The 18,586-nt window shown below is 43.4% G+C and carries 14 protein-coding genes; 1 reads left to right on the forward strand and 13 read right to left on the reverse strand.

Annotation, left to right across the window (positions count from 1 at the left end; genetic code table 11):
• Positions 1–137: 137 nt before the first annotated feature.
• The 7 genes from A0O21_RS06545 to A0O21_RS06575 form a co-directional block, all read right to left on the reverse strand.
• Entirely contained in the window at positions 138–830 is a 693-nt protein-coding gene (locus A0O21_RS06545) for a YwaF family protein (RefSeq protein ID WP_067063212.1), read from the reverse strand.
• A gap of 568 nt (positions 831–1,398) precedes the next feature.
• A complete protein-coding gene (locus tag A0O21_RS06550) occupies positions 1,399–2,763 on the reverse strand; it encodes a UDP-N-acetylmuramoyl-tripeptide--D-alanyl-D-alanine ligase (RefSeq protein WP_067065199.1) in 1,365 nt (454 codons plus the stop codon).
• A gap of 708 nt (positions 2,764–3,471) precedes the next feature.
• Entirely contained in the window at positions 3,472–4,518 is a 1,047-nt protein-coding gene (locus A0O21_RS06555) for a D-alanine--D-alanine ligase (protein ID WP_067063216.1), read from the reverse strand.
• Positions 4,519–4,667: 149 nt separating this feature from the next.
• Complete coding sequence (locus A0O21_RS06560; RefSeq protein ID WP_067063220.1) at positions 4,668–7,439, reverse strand: GBS Bsp-like repeat-containing protein; 2,772 nt, start codon at positions 7,437–7,439, stop codon at positions 4,668–4,670.
• A gap of 275 nt (positions 7,440–7,714) precedes the next feature.
• Positions 7,715–8,314: a recombination mediator RecR gene (gene recR, locus A0O21_RS06565; RefSeq protein ID WP_067063224.1), complete on the reverse strand. Its 600-nt coding sequence runs from the start codon at positions 8,312–8,314 to the stop codon at positions 7,715–7,717.
• Between the two features lie 15 nt (positions 8,315–8,329).
• A complete protein-coding gene (gene pbp2b / locus A0O21_RS06570; RefSeq protein ID WP_067063228.1) occupies positions 8,330–10,435 on the reverse strand; it encodes a penicillin-binding protein PBP2B in 2,106 nt (701 codons plus the stop codon).
• Positions 10,436–10,665: 230 nt separating this feature from the next.
• Positions 10,666–11,361, reverse strand: a complete 696-nt coding sequence (locus tag A0O21_RS06575) for a phosphoglycerate mutase (RefSeq protein ID WP_067063232.1) — start codon at positions 11,359–11,361, stop codon at positions 10,666–10,668.
• Positions 11,362–11,762: 401 nt separating this feature from the next.
• Between A0O21_RS06575 and A0O21_RS06580 the strand changes: the two genes are divergently transcribed.
• The gene (locus tag A0O21_RS06580) at positions 11,763–12,701 is read left to right on the forward strand and encodes a dihydroorotate oxidase (RefSeq protein ID WP_067063236.1); all 939 of its coding nucleotides are present in this window, start codon (positions 11,763–11,765) and stop codon (positions 12,699–12,701) included.
• Between the two features lie 185 nt (positions 12,702–12,886).
• On the opposite strand, the gene A0O21_RS06585 is transcribed toward A0O21_RS06580, so the two are convergent.
• The 6 genes from A0O21_RS06585 to recN all read right to left on the reverse strand — a co-directional run bounded on the left by A0O21_RS06585 (position 12,887) and on the right by recN (position 18,586).
• On the reverse strand, positions 12,887–13,072 hold the full coding sequence (locus A0O21_RS06585; RefSeq protein ID WP_067063241.1) for a hypothetical protein: 186 nt from the start codon (positions 13,070–13,072) through the stop codon (positions 12,887–12,889).
• A gap of 951 nt (positions 13,073–14,023) precedes the next feature.
• Complete coding sequence (locus A0O21_RS06590) at positions 14,024–14,299, reverse strand: HU family DNA-binding protein (protein ID WP_067063244.1); 276 nt, start codon at positions 14,297–14,299, stop codon at positions 14,024–14,026.
• 111 nt (positions 14,300–14,410) lie between these two features.
• On the reverse strand, positions 14,411–15,007 hold the full coding sequence (locus A0O21_RS06595; RefSeq protein ID WP_067063248.1) for a YpmS family protein: 597 nt from the start codon (positions 15,005–15,007) through the stop codon (positions 14,411–14,413).
• A complete protein-coding gene (locus A0O21_RS06600) occupies positions 14,985–15,821 on the reverse strand; it encodes an SGNH/GDSL hydrolase family protein (protein ID WP_067063250.1) in 837 nt (278 codons plus the stop codon). Before A0O21_RS06600 ends, A0O21_RS06595 begins: the two co-directional genes overlap by 23 nt.
• Complete coding sequence (locus A0O21_RS06605; RefSeq protein WP_067063253.1) at positions 15,814–16,650, reverse strand: DegV family protein; 837 nt, start codon at positions 16,648–16,650, stop codon at positions 15,814–15,816. Before A0O21_RS06605 ends, A0O21_RS06600 begins: the two co-directional genes overlap by 8 nt.
• A 277-nt stretch (positions 16,651–16,927) precedes the next feature.
• Complete coding sequence (recN, locus tag A0O21_RS06610) at positions 16,928–18,586, reverse strand: DNA repair protein RecN (RefSeq protein WP_067063257.1); 1,659 nt, start codon at positions 18,584–18,586, stop codon at positions 16,928–16,930.

An 18,586-nucleotide genomic window follows, 5' to 3' on the forward strand; every position in this document is an offset into this window, starting at 1 on the left:
AGTCAGGGCAAAAGGGCCCAAACTCTCATTTCAGTGCCAAGCACAGTCAATTTTTTTGATAGCTTATAGTGCTCAGAGCTTCTTTATTATAGCGAAATCTAGCCGTGAGTGCAATGCAGGGAGCTGGCTGGAACTGATTATTTTATATCGGAAGTGGCTTTTTCGGGACTTTTTTTATGATTAAAATAAAGGGCAAAAAGCACCAAACTCAGGCTTAAAACAAGAGATACCACTAAATAATTAAACCAAATGCGGCTGTTATCAATAATCGGGGTATTCCGAAGAATCCCATAGTTCCCGCCTGTCACATGATTAACGCCTACTAAAAAAAGATTTAAGATAAAAGTATAACCTGTAATTTTACCAAAAGACAGTTTCTTTATCCGGTAATGATTCAGCAGATAATTAAGACTGTTCACCAAAAGAGCATAATGGCCGATAATGAAAGAGACACCAGTAATATGCGGAAAATTGTAAGGATCCAGCACAGGATAAATCAAAGCAAAAATAGCTCCGCTAAAGCCCATTAAAGCAAAATACTGCTTAATTGATAAATTATCCGGTAAAAACAAAATAGCCAGCATCGCCAAACGGCAGTGATAAAGCGGCAGGCTATTTGAAATAGGAATCAGGCAGATACTGTACCAAAGATAAAGGGAAAGGAGCTGCAGCAGCTGAATCCTTTTGAATAAACGGACAAAATGCGGTCTGTCATGCCATTTGACAGAAAGATAAACTAAGGCCAGCAAAGCTCCCATCATGATAAGGTAGACAATCAGTGATATTGAGGGTGGCTCAGTTGCCTGAATTGTCAAAAAATCCTTTAACATTATAATCTCCTATTTTTATCAGACTTGCATCTTATGAATTGAACACGCCTTAAGAGCCGTGGAGTGACATCATCCAGTGGATGATGTCAGCCCCAAGCAAAAAATTGAAGAGTGAGGGAACTTTATTGTCTGAGATTTTGGCTTACTGTTAGCTAGCCGTAGACGTCTGAAGGCTTTGCAGTCTTTTCGCCTGCTGCACCCTTCTAGTCGTCCTGACAGAGGGGCGTCTGTGAAATCAAAGATTTCAGACTTACCGTCAGCCGTAGACGTCTGAAGGCTTTGCAGTCTTTTCGCCTGCTGCACCCTTCTAGTCGTCCTGACAGAGGGGCGTCTGTGAAATCAGAGATTTCGGACTTACCGTCAGCCGTAAACGTCTGAAGGCTTTGCAGTCTTTTCGCCTGCTGCACCCTTCTAGTCGTCCTGGCAGAGGGGCGTCTGCGAAATCAGAGATTTCGGACTTACCGTCAGCCGTAAACGTCTGAAGGCTTTGCAGTCTTTTCGCCTGCTGCACCCTTCTAGTCGTCCTGGCAGAGGGGCGTCTGCGAAATCAGAGATTTCGGACTTACCGTCATTTTTGCAGTTCTGTCACTGCTTTCTCTAACTGCATAGAATTGCTGCCCTTAAATAAAATTTGATCGCGAGGCTGCAGGAGATTGTTGATTGCGGCCATCATTTCATTGAACTGATCCTCTTGCTCGTTTTTCTTAAAATAATAAACCTTTCCGGGCGGAAACATCTGACTGGCCAATTGAGCCAACTCGGCAATATCTTCACCATAAAAAATAACGGTGTCTAAAACGTCCGGCAGCAGTCGGGTCACAATACTGGTATGCATTTGAACAGAATGCTCTCCCAGCTCTTTCATATCAGCTAAAACAGCTATTTTCTTACCGCCAGTGTTATTGGGGATAGCTGAAAAAGTTTCCAAAATTAGTCGCATAGCTGTAGGATTAGCATTATAAACATCTGAAAGAATATCGGCACCGTTCTTAGCTTTTTTCCATTCCGTCCGATTGCCTGTCAGACTGATTTCACTTAAGGCTGAAAGAATATCGGCATCAGATACCGCTAATAACTTGCCAACATAGGCACTGATAACAGCATTAGTTGCATTGTATTTACCTGATAAAGGCAGAGTAACAGAATCGGTCAGGAGATTAGTTGTAAAAGTTAGCCTATCTTTTTGCTCGACAATATTCTCCACTCCGATCTCCTGCCCAGAACCAAAACGGATAACTGTCTGATTTTCTGGTAAAAAGGCATCAAGAATCGGGTCAGCCGGAAGGATTAGTATCCCGTCGGAATCCATACCATCTGCGATCTGCATCTTCCCTTGAGCAATTTTTTCACGTGTGCCAAAAAATTCCAAATGTGCCTCACCAATAAGTGTTACCACAGCAATTCGAGGTTTAGCAATCTCTGACAAAAGATGAATATCTCCCAGATGGTCCTGTCCCATTTCTAAAACAATTTTTTCTGTATCGTCTGGCATATGCAGGACTGTATAGGGCAAGCCGATTTCGTTATTGTAGTTCCCTTGCGTTTTATAAGTTTTGTAGGTTGTTGACAGGATAGCAGCAATCATATCTTTTGTGGTTGTTTTGCCATTAGAGCCTGTTACAGCAATAACATCGACCCGCTGTTTTTCAAGATAATATTTAGCCAGTCTCTGCAAAGCTACTAAGACATCATCAACTAGGATATAAGGGACATTGTCAACTGGCTTTTCTGACAGTGTTGCTGCCGCTCCCTTGGCAAAAGCAGCATCAATAAAATCATGTCCGTCACGCTGACCTTTTAAGGGCAGAAACAAGTCACCCTTTGTTACTTTACGGCTGTCAAATTCAACATGATGGAGGGGGAGGTCAGCAAAATCGGAAACGGTGTTTTTGCCACCGACAACTCTGGCAAGCTCATGTAGACTCAATTTCATATTTCTCTCGCTTTCTGCTGCTAAAAACTTTATGCTCTCATTATACCATAAAGATAGTCCGTTACGCTGCAGCAGTCTGCTGTCACCTTTCTTTGAGGAGCTGTCAACATAAAACAGCAGCCTCAGTTTAAGAACAGAAAACAAGGAAAGTTTATAATCTTGGAGGTCTGCCTCGCTCTTTTTAGCTTACCGTCAGCCGTAAACGTCTGAAGGCTTTGTCGCCTTAACAGTCGACCGCACCTTTCTAGTCGTTCTGGCAGAGGGGCGTCTGCGAAATCAGAGATTTCGGACTTACCGTCAGCCGTAAACGTCTGAAAGCTTTGTCGCCTTAACAGTCGACCGCACCTTTCTAGTCGTTCTGGCAGAGGTGCGCCGACGAAATCAAAGATTTCTGGCTTACCGTCAGCCGTAAACGTCTGAAAGCTTTGTCGTCTTAGCAGCCGACCGCACCCTTCTAGTCGTTCTGGCAGAGGTGCGCCGACGAAATCGAAGATTTCTGGCTTACCGTCATTTTTGCTTTGCTTTTTAAACGGGCTTTGTATCTTGTGTAACTGAACACGCCCTAAACGCTGCGGGAAAAAGATGTCCTGACTTTAGAATCTGCCGATTCGTCAGTCAGTCCCCTATTTTCCTTTTGCGTTCTTAACGGGCTTTGTATCTTAATAAAAAACCTTCAGGTAGTTCTTGAAGGTTTTGGATAAGGTATTCTTAAAATAGGTGATCTTCTCTTTTGTGGAACATTTCCTGTGCCAGACGGACAAGTTCACTGATTAAATCCGTATAATTCAAGCCCATATTTTCCCACAGCAAGGGATACATGGACCATTGGGTAAAGCCCGGCATTGTATTTAGTTCGTTGAGGTAAATCTGATTATCTTCTGTTAAAAAGAAATCACAGCGTGACAGCCCGCATCCTCCAAGCGCACGGAAGGCCTTGGCCGCATAGTGCCGCATCTTCTCTGCAATCCTCCCGTCAACTTGGGCTGGAATAGCCATGCTGATTTTATTGTCAATATACTTGGCTTCATAATCGTAAAAAGCAACATCCTTGACCACTTCGCCGGGCAGAGTTGTTTTGATTGCCCTATTTCCTAAAAGTCCGACTTCAATCTCACGGGCGGTCACCCCCTGCTCAATTAAAATACGGCTGTCGTATTTAAGAGCTAAGCCGATGGCCTGACGGAGCTCCTCTCTGTTTGCTGCACGGGAAATCCCTACACTTGAACCCATGTTGGCCGGTTTGACAAAAATAGGGTAGGAAAGCTTCTCTTCAGCTTGATTTATGGCTTTTTCCAGATCATCTCCTTCAAAATAAGCCATATAAGCAACCTGAGGAATGCCGAAACTTTCCAAAATTTGTTTGGTAACGATTTTATCCATTGCTCCTGCTGATGTCAGAACATTTGTCCCCACATAAGGAAGCCGCAGTACTTCAAGAAATCCCTGAACAGAACCGTCCTCACCCATAGGCCCGTGAAGAACAGGAAAAACAACTGCATCAGTTTGGTAAATAGCACTCGGTGCCACTTTTTGTGCCGGAATAACCGTCTCATTGGTCATTAGTTTTTCATCAGGTCCCGGCGTCTCAGAAAATATCTGTGTCTGAATAAAGTCACCAGACTGAGTGATAAAGTAAGTTTTTACCAAAAATTGATGATAATCAACTGCACGTATAATGCTCTCAGCAGAAAGTACTGAGACCTCACGCTCTGCAGAGCGGCCGCCGTAAAGCAGGATTAAAGTTTGCTTAGACATTATTTTCCTGTCCTTTTCTTTGATTTATCAGTCTTAATCATATCATAATTGCTGCTTATTTACAAAAAAATATAGGCATTCTACTATTAAAAAGCCGCCCGTTATAAAATAAGGCAGCTTTCTTTAAGAAAATTTTGACATTAGCTGGCTTAAATATCAGTTATTTTAACAAATGGTCTGCCCAAGCCGTTGATATCGCCGGCTTGTGTGCTTTGTTCATTCCAGAGCGAAGCAATCGGATACCAGCCGTTATTAGCAGCATTATAAGGATCAAATACATAAGTATTGCCGTTTGAGTAGCCTTTTAAGACAAGCTCATGGCTGGTTCCCCAGCCCCATGGCGAAAATTTATTCAGCTGGACAGCCCCTACAACCTGATGACCTTCCTGCAGGGCAGCAGATAGGGCAGAGGATGAACTGAGAACAGTGGCAGTCATCCCCCATTGATTCGAAGCCATCAGGATACCTCGCCCGGTTGTCCCTTCGCCCCCTCGGTTAAATTCAACGGTTTGATTGTAAAGGTAATCTGCAACAGTTGTTGGCAGCACTTCTGTTCCTGTCAATGACGTGAAAACCATCGCTAAAGCTGTCGGAACACAGCCTGTCGATGCCATTGTATAATAGCCATAGCGTGTATTGCCCCAGCGGCCGTCTCTTTGGTTATAGTAAGGCGTTGTGTAAGTCGATCGGCTAACTGTAAAATCGGTCGAGGTCAGGAAGTACATCTGACCGTTATCAGATTGGTAAACATGGAGATGATAGGTTCCTGTGCCAGAATGATTGGCGACATTTATGACACCGCCTGCATTGGTTCCGGAAACAGCAGCATCATACCAGACAAGATCGTCTTGACCGCTAGCATCTGACCAGACAGCATATTTGACTGCTCCGTTTGAATAAACTCCTGAAATAGAAACAGCATAAACACCTGTCCCTTGATAACTTGTTGAAACGTTGGCTGAAGCTTCTTTATTTGCCAGTGTGTATGTTCTTAAATCATAGCCAATGGTCTCGCCGTCCTTGGTTTTGACATAAGCGTGGACTGTATAATCGCCTGAAATATTGTGATGGTATTTTTCGTCAACCGTAACTACTGCTCTGCCATTAATAACCTCTGCAGTATACCAGTAAATATTCTGCTGCCCCGCCTGAGACCAAGCAGCTACTGCAAGACTGGCGATAGATTTTGAATTTTCTGTTTCAGTTACCAGCACCTGCAAGGTCCCTTTTGCAGCATCATAATTTTGAACAGTGACAGCGGGATTAGCGAGTTCCCCTGAAAAGCTTAAATCAATGCCATTTGTTGCTGTTAAGCCGACAAAAGACTTGGTCACTTGGCTTTGTCCATAAACATGGACATTATAATGCCCAGATTCAAACTTATGATCTTTGGCATAGAAGGTCAAACTGTAGGTTCCGTCACCCGTTTTAACAGCTTGGTACCATTTAAGGTCATCTTGACCGTTTTTACTTGTCCAAGTAGGAAGGGTAATGTTGGTAAAATAAGCCGGGACATCACGAACTGTCACTCGGACTGACGTTTCGTTAACCTTATCCAACTGGACCGAAACATTAGGCCTGGCTACATCAACATTTATAGCATTCAAACCAACCATGCGCCCATTGATAAGCCCGTAAGTATGGATATGGTAAGTGCCGTAATCACCAGTGTAGGCTGCCCTTGTTTGACCAGAGCTGTCAACCTTATACCAAACCATATCGTCCTGACCATTTTGAGCAGACCAGACCGCATGGTAGACTGTCAGAGCTTTGCTCACATCACTAGGCATGGTAATATCGATACCATTTTGGCCAAGGCTGGCGCTGACAGCAATATCTCCATAAACGTAATCATTTTTGAAACTTGTTCCTGTCAAAGCTGATAAGCTGTTGGTTACAGCACTTTCACCGTATACATGAACATTATATTCGCCGCTTTCGAGGTAATGTTCCGCTGTACTGACAGTAGCTGAATAAGTCCCGTCTGCAGCTTTAGCAGCCTTATACCAAATCAGGTCATCCTGACCGTTAGCGCTTGTCCAGGTAGGAAGCAGGATAGCGGTTATATAAGCCGGAGCATCAGTCACCCTAATCTTATAGGCTGTTTTACTGACTTTGGTAACCGCCACACTGACATTAGGCTGTAAAAGATTAACAGTGGCAGCGTTCAAACCAATCATCCGGCCATTTGCATTTTGATAAGTATGGATATGATAGTTTCCGTAAGTACCAGTGTATTTTGCTGTTGCCCTTCCATTTTTATCAGCAGTATACCAAATCAAATCATCCTGACCGTTGACATTAGACCAGACAGCAAACAGAATTTCGGTCCCAGCTGCAATAGCCTGATTATACTGCAGATCAAACCCTCTGTCGCCAATAGCAATACTGGTTATTTCTGACGCAGCTGCTCCTGTCGCAGCTTTCTCCCGTGTTTCAGTAGCAAGAGCAGGCTCTTCTGCAGTTTCTCCCTGTCCACTGTCGGTGGGTTCAGCATCTTCTTTGTCCAAAGACTCCCTTGATTCATCATAAACCGCTTCTTCTGACGGCAGGGATGGCTGAGAATCACTTACAGATGATATAGGATCGTCCAGATTTTCTGCAGCACCTGTATCAACACTTTCTGAACTGACATTTTCACTAATGTCAGCTGCTGGTCCCGACTCAATGGCATTGCTTCTAGTTTCCATATTTTCAGCACTGTCAGCAATGACAGCATCTGAAAGAGCCGTACTACTATTGTCAGCAGGTACACTTGCAGTTGCGAGGACGCTTTCAGCAGTATCTGAATGACAGACCGTTTCATCAGCCTTTACAGTTCCGCCCCCCGCAGCAAATAAGAGCACACCTGAAAGAAGCAGTGTTCCAATAGCGCCATAAGCTTTCGATTTTTTTATTGTCCCATGACCTTTAATCTCCATAAATACTCCTCACTAAAAATATTCTCCCTCCATTATAACAAACCTTCCACAAGATACAAAGGGCGTATAAAAATCCGTATGAAAATAGGGGACTGACTGACGAATCACCAGATTTTAAGTCAGGACATCTTTTTCCCGCAGCGTTTAGCCCGTGTTCAGTTCCACAAGATACAAAGGACATTAAAAAAACAGGGGTTGCCTTACATAGCAGCCCCTGTATTTTCTTAAGTATTTTCCTGGCCTTTTGAAATCAGCTGTACAAAAACCAAGAGACTTTATATTTCTGTTCGGTTTTCAATTGCCCGAAGCAAAGTCATTTCATCTGCATACTCAATATCTGAGCCTACAGCAAGACCTCTGGCCAGTCGCGTCACTTTAATACCAGCAGGTTTCAGCAGGCGGGAAAGGTACATTGAGGTTGCTTCACCATCAGCTGTCGCATTGGTAGCAATAATCACCTCAGAAATCCCGCTGTCCTCCTGCAGACGGGTAATGAGACCTTTTAAATTGATATCATCCGGCCCGACACCATTCATGGGGGAAATCAGCCCGTGAAGCACATGATAAAGACCATGATACTCCTGAATTTTCTCCATAGCAGAGACGTCTTTTGCGTCTTCAACAACTAAAACCACTGTTTTATCCCGCGTTTCATCGCTGCAAATACTGCAAGGGTCATCATCTGTTAAATTACCGCAGACAGAGCAGTAGGTCAGTTCACGCTTAGCGGACAAAAGATTTTTAGCAAAATCGTTAACATCTTCATCATTCATACCCACAGTATAAAAGGCCAAGCGGGTCGCTGTTTTAATCCCGATCCCAGGGAGTTTAGTAAAACTTTCAATCAATTTAGCAATAGGAGTGGGATAAAGCATGAAAACCTCCTTGAATTATTCAGTCTGGTTTGTTTCATCAGAAGACTCATCAGTTTCATCGGTTTCACTGGAAGCATAGGAAGAGACATAGAGATTGATGATATCTCTTGCTGCATATTTATGGGCATTAACACTGTCATCCAAAACATGGGGATAAACCACAGCCACAGCAATGCTTCTGTCAGCATCGTAGGCAACAACATTAAGGTTAACCGTAGAGATGCTTCTGCCTGAGGAATCTGTTACAGAAGTTTCAGCTGTACCAGTCTTTCCACTGATAGTGGTAATTCCGCTTGCCATATCGGTTCCTGTCGCGTAAGCACTGTAGCTGTTAACAACATTGTAAAAACCCTGCTGGATAATTGCCATCTCTTCAGAAGAAATCCCAACGGTGTCCAATGTTTCACTTTCAATGGTCCGGATCAGCTCACCTAAGTCACCGGATTCATTATTATGATAGACACCCTCCACAATATGAGCAGCCATCCGTTTTCCATCATTGGCCACCGTTGCTGCATACTGAGCCAGCTGAATGGTCGTATAAGAATCATACTGGCCAAAAGCTTCATTGAGAACATTTCCCATTTCAAAATCATCCGGCAGATAGCCTTCAGATTCCGGCAAATCAAGACCTGTGCTTGTTCCCATTCCGTACTGGGCATAAGTCGCTCTCAGCTTTGCCATCGCTTCTTTATAGCCTTTGGTCGTCATCGCATCAGCACTTGTGTATTCTTGTCCCATCAGCCGCAAAGCAACCTGAACCATATAAGTATTAGATGAATATTCTAAGGCCTGAGCTGCACTGATCGGCGTAAAACCTCGGGTAAACCATGATCTGATACTGCCGATCTGCTGGTCATAAAGCACCTCATTGCCGGAGAGTACCTCATTTTCCCAGCCCGATGACAAAGTAGCCCCTTTGACGACAGAACCCGGCGTGAAAACACTGTTAATCGCTCCAATATTATTAGCTTCAACTGTACTGGAGCCTGCTTCATGCGAAAGTCCGGCCAAGGCCAAAACCTTTCCGGTTTTAGGCTCTAAAGCAACAGCATACATACCATCCGAATAAGCCGCAAGGCCTGATGCCAGCTGACTGTTAAAGTACTGCTGCAGGATGCTCTCCACACCTTCCTGAAAATCCAAATTAATGGTCAGTTTCAAATTATCACCATCAGTTCCTTCAGCGGTAATATCGTCACTTAGAATCTCACCGTCCTTATCCACCTTAATTGTTCGGACAGTTCGCTTCCCTTGCAGATCATCTTCATATTGTTTTTCCAGATAGGAGGTACCAACCCGGTCATTTAAAGAATAGCCTTTTTCCAGATAAGCATCAGCTTCCTCTTCCGGGAGACCGGTTTCCTCAGAGGAAACCGTTCCTAAAATATCAGATAATGATGTGTCAATACTCCTTCGTGTCCAGTCTGTTGTGACAGTAATCCCCGGCAAATTGGTCTGATTAGCCGTCAGATAAGCAACCTGCTCCTCTGTCAAATCATCTGTTTTTAAGTTGACTGTATAGAAAGTGGAAGCAGAATTCATTTGGTTAAAAATATAAATGATTTTCAGCTCATCTTCTGAGTAATTTATCTGCTCGTCTGTGACAGCATCAACAGCATTGGCATAAATTTCCGATTCCGTAAGACTGTTGCCGAAATTATCATTTTTCTTCTTGTCAGGCAGGCTGTCCACAACTTCTTGGTAAGTCTGCCTGTCAGCTAAATAATAATCCTTCTTGGCCCGCTCAGAGACATTAGTCTGAGTCAGAGTAACATAATTAGCCAATTCCTGAGCTAAAGCTTTAATATCAGCAGCAGTAACCGTATTGCTGCGGGTAAAGGCTACAACTTCTTTAACTTCATTTTCAACCAGAGGCCTTCCCGTCGCATCATAAATCGACCCGCGGGGACTGGATGTCTTGACGGTATAGGTTGTTGTGGCTGTCAGTTTGGCTGTATAGAAGTCTTTATTGATAATTTGCATCTGGGCCAAACGAAAAATAATAATGGTAAACAGCAAAACGATAATTCCAAATAAAAGATTGACCCGGCGCGGAATACTTGCCGGACGTTTAACAATATGAAGTTTTAATTTAAAATTGTTCTTCACTAGTCTCATTCTCCATACTTTTCAAAAGGTGCATATTATTATTTTATCATAAAAAACCTGTTTCCTTTTCTAAATTTACATTTTAATACCCTAAAAATGAAAAAAAGCAGGACTTAAGCCGTCTTTCAAAGAGACAGACTCAAGGAATCTGGCTTTTTGGACAGCTTAGCCCGCTTTTAATTATTTTTTAACCGGGAGCCATATATTCTGAGACACCCGAAGTTCCGGCCAAAACAGTCCTATTCTTGACCGAGATAGTATTCTGCTGTAACATTTAAATCCTTATCAAATTCAAAAACAAGAGGCGGGAAGTTGGGAATCTCAACTCCCATGATATCGTCATCTGACAATTGTTTAATATGTTTTACAAGAGCGCGAATCGAGTTGCCGTGAGCACCGATAAACACATTTTTCCCATCTTTAAGAGCTGGCGCAATCTTATCTTCCCAAAATGGCAAAGCCCTCTCCAAAGTCACTTTCAGATTTTCGGCATCAGGTACAACAGTATCATCAAGGTTAGCATAGCGGCGGTCAGTGTGTGCTGAGTATTGGTCATCTTTAGCCATAGCTGGCGGCAGCACATCATAAGACCGGCGCCAGATATGCACTTGCTCATCACCAAACTGCGCTGCAGCTTCTGCCTTATTTTTGCCAGTCAAGCCGCCATAATGCCGCTCATTCAGGCGCCATGATTTTTCTACAGGTACCCAAAGCTGATCTGAATATTCAAGAGCTAAATTAGTTGTCTTGATAGCACGAGTCAGCACTGAAGTAAAAGCCAAATCAAATTCAATACCAGCCTCCTTGATCAATTTGCCGGCATCGATGGCCTGCTGTGTGCCTTTTTCTGATAAATCAACATCGGCCCAGCCAGTAAAAAGATTAGCCTTATTCCATTCTGACTCACCGTGACGTGCAAATACTAATTTTACCATTAGATCGTCTTCTCCTTTTTAAATGATACAAAGTCAGTTAAAATCATAGCAAAAACTAGCACAAATCAGTTTTTCAACCGACTGCTTACTGCCTCAGACAGCCTTGATAACAGTTGGGGAGCTGTCTTAAAAACAGGAAATCTGCCAGGCCTGATACGCTTAATCATTAAGCTATCAAGTCAAAGGAGGCAGAAGAAAGCGGCGTTTTTTCTACAATTTTACGCTTTGTTCCAGTTGATCGACAGCCTTACGGCCGTTTACTCTTACTATTTTACAAAAAAGTCAAGAAAAAAGCTAGCCTCTTTCCGAAAAAAGCAGACGGCAGCTCTCTGGTTAACAGAAAGACTTGCTTTTGAAGAACTTAAATAGTAGAATGAAAAAAAGTTCTTTCGGAGGTAATCATGGTTTCAACACAAACGACAATCGGAGATTTTCATTTTGACAACTGCCTTATGAATGCTGCGGGTGTTTTTTGCATGACAAAGGATGAACTGGCAGCCATTGAACAATCAGCAGCCGGTTCTTTTGTAACAAAAACCGGAACTCTCACAAAGCGTGAGGGCAACCCAAAACCGCGTTATGCTGACACTGCCTTAGGCTCTATCAATTCTATGGGGCTGCCAAATTTCGGCTACCAGTACTATCTGGATTATGTTATCGATCTGCAAAAACAAGACGGCAGTAAACCTCACTTCCTCTCAGTGGTCGGCATGTCACCTGAAGAAACCCATCATATTTTAAAAGCTGTTCAGGCTTCTGATTATCAGGGGTTAGTTGAGCTCAATCTTTCCTGTCCAAATGTCCCCGGCAAACCGCAGATCGCTTATGACTTTGAAACAACTCAAAATATTCTTCAGGAAGTCTTCACTTATTACCAGAAACCGCTTGGCCTTAAACTGCCCCCTTATTTTGATATGGTCCATTTTGATCAGGCAGCGCAGATTTTCAATCAATTCCCCTTAACTTTTGTCAACTGCATTAATTCTATCGGCAATGGTTTGGTGATTGAAGATGAGCAAGCAGTCATCAAACCTAAAAATGGATTTGGCGGTATCGGCGGTGACTATGTTAAACCAACAGCGCTGGCTAATGTCCATGCTTTTTATCAGCGGTTGAAGCCAAGTATCCGGATTGTCGGAACCGGAGGCGTCAAATCCGGCCGTGATGCTTTTGAGCATATCCTTTGCGGTGCCAGCATGGTGCAGCTGGGAACCGTTTTACATCAAGAAGGGCCGGAGGTTTTTACCCGCATCACAGCTGAACTAAAGGCCATCATGAAAATCAAAGGTTATGAAAATTTAGCCGATTTTCGCGGAAAACTTCGCTATATTAATGATTAATACCTAAAAGACAGCAGCCTTGCTGCTAAAGAGTGCGGGACAGCCGCTGCGTCAAAGGCATAAATCTAAAAAATGAAAGGAGGCAGGACTTTTGTCCCTGCCTCTTCTTTACGATAATAAAAGTCCCCTGTCCATTTTGGCATTTTCAGCCAGATGGCAGGGGTTATTTGATGATGGATTCGACCTCAAAAGAAAGAATCGAACTCCCTTTCTTCTTCTGCCTGTAAGTGCTCCTGATTGGAAGCTGACTCCCCCTTTTCTTTAGACAGCATATGCTCGGTATCAGGCTTCATAGCTCTAGCCAGAAAAATTAGGCTGACTATCCTCACAAGAGACAAAAAAACCATTATTATAACAATAATACCTAACATCCTACCTCCATCAAGATACAAAGGGCGTTAAGAACGCAAAAGGAAAATAGGAGACTGACCGATGAATCCAGAAAGATTCGAGGTCAGGCTATCTTTTTCCCGCAGCGTTTAGCCCGTGTTCAATTACACAAGATACAAAGCCCGTTAAAAGAGCAAAGCAAAAATAGGAAAATTGACGAAGAGTCCCTAAGACTCTAGGAGATTTTATCTTTTTTGCACAGCTCTTAGGGCGTGTTCAATTAACAAGATACAAAGCCCGTTAAAAGAGCAAAGCAAAAATAGGAAAATTGACGAAGAGTCCCTAAGACTCTAGGAGATTTTATCTTTTTTGCACAGCTCTTAGGGCGTGTTCAATTATTAAGATACAAAGGCCGTGAAAAAATCTGTATGAAAATAGGGGATGGCAAGTGATGCCTGCATCACGCTGACAGCCATCTTTTTCACTAAGATTTTAGGGCGTGTTCAATTAACAAGATACAAAGCCCGTTTAAAACGCAAAGCGAAAAGGTGGTAAGTCCGAAATCTTTGATTTCGCAGACGCACCTCTGCCAAGACGACTAGAAGGGTGCGGGCGACTGTTAAGGCGACAAAGCCTTCAGACGTTTACGGCTGACGGTAAGTCCGAAATCTTCGATTTCGCAGACACACCTCTGCCAAGACGACTAGAAGGGTGCGGGCGACTGTTAAGGCGACAAAGCCTTCAGACGGCTACGGCTGACGGTAAGTCCGAAATCTCTGATTTCGCAGACGCGCCTCTGCCAAGACGACTAGAAGGGAGCGGTCGGCCATTAGGACGACAAAGCCTTCAGAAATCTGCGGATTGGAAAGAGCAATAGTCAGCTTCCTACATTATTTTTTGTAGAGAGCTTAGAACCTGTTTCAGTCCCATTAACAAGATAAAAAACCTACGCTCCCGATAAACCGGCAGCATAGGCTTCATGAAGAACACAATTATTTTACAGCGTCTTTAAGTGCTTTACCAGCTTTGAATGCCGGTACTTTAGAAGCAGCAATTTCGATTTCTTGGCCAGTTTGTGGGTTGCGGCCTTTGCGGGCTGCACGTTCACGCACTTCAAAGTTACCAAAGCCAATTAATTGAACTTTTTCACCTTTAGAAAGGTAATCTGAAACTGCTGCAAAGACAGCATCGACTGCTGCAGCTGAATCTTTTTTAGTCAATTGAGTAGCTTCTGCTACTTTTGCAATCAAATCTTGTTTGTTAGCCATTTAACAAATCCTCCAATTAATTTATAAGTAAAATGCCTTGGCAATTTACTTTAACAGATAATATCATATCTAAAAAATAGCCATCGGTCAAGTATTTAGTGTTAAAAACGCTTATTTCTTATAGATTTCGAAAATAATCTGGTCATTTACCAAGTCAATTTCACTGGCTTTCAGGTAAATTCCGGCCGCATTATCCATATTCTGGACATTAATATTAATAGCGGATTTATCCGGCAGAACTTCCACAAAATCCGGCAGATCATAGCTGGACTGCAGATACTGCAGAATTTGTTTTTCCGGAAGCGACAGTGTTCCGGCTGAAAAAGAGGTCACTGTCAGCTGAACTGCACCGCTTTCCAAACGTACAGGCTGGAAATAGATATAAAGAGGCACTTCATAGCCAAGCAAAGTGTAGCTGCCTTCAAACATAATCTCTGTAGAAGTCGCATAAAAGGCGTAGCTCGTATCAGCAGTCTGATAATCGGCTAGGTAGGCGGTTACAGCAGCATTCAGCTGCTCGGTATTGGTTGAAAAAGTCCCGACTTTTACGCCTTCATTCACATTTTGTCTGCTGCTCTCAGGGATATGTTCTCTCACTTGTATAACACGGCTGGCAACGACAGCAACAAGAGCTGCATTTAAAGCTAAAAGCAAGAGGAAAGCCCATTTCCATCCATTTTTTTTATTACCAATTTTCTTTTGTCTCACTGATTCTCTCCATTACTGCATCTGACATAATTTGATAGCCGATATTGTTAGGGTGGAAGTTATCGCCGGTAAACAGTGCATCATTAACAACATTAGACTGTTCCCCTGTATTCTGGACAACCCCTTCCTGACCGTTAACCCCTTTATAAAGCAGGTCATTAATCGCAACAAAATAGACATTATCATATTCCTGAGTTAAATCCTGTGTCGTCTGATTCCAATTATCAACAATCTCCTGCATGGCAGTCATATCCGGGAAATTTAAATAAAAAGGATTGTAAATGCCTAGAATATAAATAGGCAAATCCGAATTGTCGGAACGTGCCAGCTCGATAATCTGGCGCAGTCGTTCCTGATAAGCTGCTGCAGGTTCAGTGAAACTGTCCACTGATAAATCAGACAGATTTTGACGAACAACAGCCATGACATCATTCCCGCCTACTGTCAGAGTCATTAAATCAGCCTGAGCCAAAGCAGACTGAATGTCTGCTTCTTTTTGCATCCGTTTCAGAATCTGCTGGCTGGTATTGCCGGCAACACCAAAATTGCTGGATGTCACCTCATACTGATAATCAGATGTTAGACTGTGAGCAAGCAAAGGGACAAAACCGCCCTGTTCTGTTGTATCGCCAACACCCTCTGTCAGGGAATCCCCGATTGCGACATAGCTGAGCTCCTGTGTCTGACTGGCAGTAAAACCGTTTGAGCTAAAATGGGATTTTGCCTTAGGGAGCAGCCAGTTTAAAAGCAAAAAAGAGAGCAAAAGACAAACCAGAAAAAAAACAAATCCGCTCAATAATGACTTCTTACTCATAACGCACCATTACTGCAAATGCCCCTTCACCTGTATGGGTCTGAATGATTGACCCGGTTTCCAAAACAGCGACCGGCGCTCCAAAAACAGCTAATTTATCCTTGAAGGCATTAGCCAAATCTGCCGTTCCGCAGTAAGAAATCCCCAGCTCAGCAATTTTTCTGCCCTGAGCATGCTCTATAAAACTATCCAGCCATTTATTGAAGGTCTTAAGCCCCCGGCCCTTGACAACCGTAATCAGTTCATGATTTTTTAATTCCATCATCACTTTGATATTTAAGAAAGAGCTTATAAGTCCAGTCACACGGCCTATCCGTCCGCCTTTAACAAGATTCTCAAGAGTGGAGACCCCGATAAAGAGCTCTGTTTTCTCACAAATGTCTCTGATACCTTCCAGAACTGCCGTTAAGGAACTGTCTGCTTTTGCCAGCTTTGCCGCCTGCACCACTTGAAATTTCATGGCCTGATCTGTAAAAGTAGAATCGATGACCGTCACATCCAGTCCTGCTAGGTTAGCGCCCTGACGCGCAGCCTCTACCGTTCCGGATAAGGCATGCGTTAGATGAATAGAAACAATATGCTCTGCCCCTTCTTTCGTCAGTCTTTCGTAAGTATCAGCGAACAGACCGACCGGCGGCTGGCTAGTTTTAGGCAGATTTTTGCTGCTTTTCATCATATTAAGGAATTTTCCTTCTTCCTTTAGGTCACTGTCTGAATAAACTGTTCCGTCAATCATAACAGACAGCGGCACGATCGTAATATCCAGCTCTTCGACTAAATCAGGTTCAATAGTGACTGAAGAATCGGTCACAATCTTAATATTTGCCATTTCTTATCCTATCTCATTTCCAAATTCATTTGTAATCATTGCCTATTATACCAAAATTTTGAAGTCTGAGAAAGTTTAATGGGTAACAGCTGTCCACAGTCCAAACAAAAAGAGTTTGAGCTCCGTTTCTCAAACTCCTGTCATGCACTTTTTTACCATAAAAGATAAACTTTTGTCCCCGGCAAAACCGAAACATCACCCACCCTTACCAGCTGCAGTATCAGGCTCATAGATGCAGTTTTAAGTCTTTAAACAAAGGGGAAATGCTCCTGCTCTTTTATTTGGTCAGGAGCGCTTGGGCTTGTTTGCGGGCAGCATCTGTGATATCATTTCCTGCAAGCATTTTAGCAATCTCTTCAATCCGCTCCGCCCTAGTCAGAAGTTTAGCAGTAGAGACCGTGCCTTGACTGTCGCTTTGCTTTTCAATGTAATATTGATAGTCAGCGATTGCGATGACCTGCGGCAGGTGTGAAATGGCTAAAACCTGACCGTGGCTGCCGATTTTATATATTTTTTGGGCAATGGCCTGAGCGACACGGCCGGAAACACCAGTATCCACCTCATCAAAGACAATGGCTGTTTTCTCTTCCTTGCGGGCAAAGGCTGATTTAACAGCCAGCATAAGACGGGACAGCTCACCGCCGGAAGCAATTCTGACTAAGGGTTTAAAGTCAGAACCCGGATTGGTCGAAATATAAAATTCCACTGTTTCATTGCCTTCACGGTTAAATTTCCCTTTAGCAAACTGAACACGGAAATCTGCCTTTTCCATATACAGATCCTGCAGTTCCTGCTTAATCTCTTTTTCAAGTTCTGCAGCCAGCTGACGGCGTCTCTGACTGAGCTCTGCGGCTGCCTGAATCAGTTCCTTCTCCAGTACCTTCAGCTCTCTTTCCATGCTGTCAGAAGACTGGCTGCTGCCGGTTAAAAGACTGTACTCCTGACTGATTGCAGCAAAATAGGCCAGAACATCAGCGACACTGCCGCCATATTTACGTGTGATGGTATTGATAACATCCAGCCTAGCTTCGATTCGCTGCAGGAGGCCCGCATCAAAATCGAGATCCGCTAGCAGATCTTCCAAGTGCTTGCTGACTTCTTCCAAGATGTAATAAGCCTCAGAAATACTGCTGGATACGGCCTTATAGTCCGAATCAAATTCTTCTAAGCTTTGTAGGTTGTTCATAGCTGAACGGATATTGGACAGACTGGAAAACTCATCACTATCCAGCATAAGAGAAGCATTCGTTAAGGTATCAGCAATCTGTTTATGGTTTAACAGCTTGTCACGCTCTTTTAAGAGCTCTTGGTCTTCATCAGGCTGCAGAGCAGCCGCTTCAATCTCAGCCAGCTGAAATTCCAGCATCTCAATTCGAGCCTTGTTGTCCCGCTCACTGCGCTGTTTTTCAAGAACTTGCTTGCGCAGCTGCCGGTAGCCTTCAAAAAGCTTCTGATAACGCTGCTTCAGCGAAAAGAAATCCTGACTGCCAAAACTATCCAGCATGCTGATATGAAGGGCCGAATGCATAAGCTCTTCTTGATCGTGCTGACCGTGAATATCAACTAAATAGCGGCCGACAAGACGCAGAATCCCCAGATTAACCATCTTTCCATTAATGCGGCTGACAGAACGGCCATTGGCTAAAATCTCCCTGCGGATAATCAATTCATCTGAAATATCCAAACCATTTTCTGCTAAGACCTGGTTTAAAGCCGGATTGTCCGAAACGGCAAAAAAACCCTCAATTTCAGCTTTTTGAGCTCCCTGCCTAATGACTTCCACATTAGCGCGGCTGCCCAGCATCATATTCATAGCATCGATGATAATTGATTTTCCCGCACCGGTTTCACCAGTTAAAACAGTCATACCATTTTCAAAATTCAAGGAAATTTCTTCAATAATGGCGAAGTTTTTAATGGAAATTTCTAGAAGCAT

Origin of the sequence: Streptococcus pantholopis, from assembly GCF_001642085.1 — a bacterium.
Taxonomy (GTDB): Bacteria; Bacillota; Bacilli; order Lactobacillales; family Streptococcaceae; genus Streptococcus; species Streptococcus pantholopis.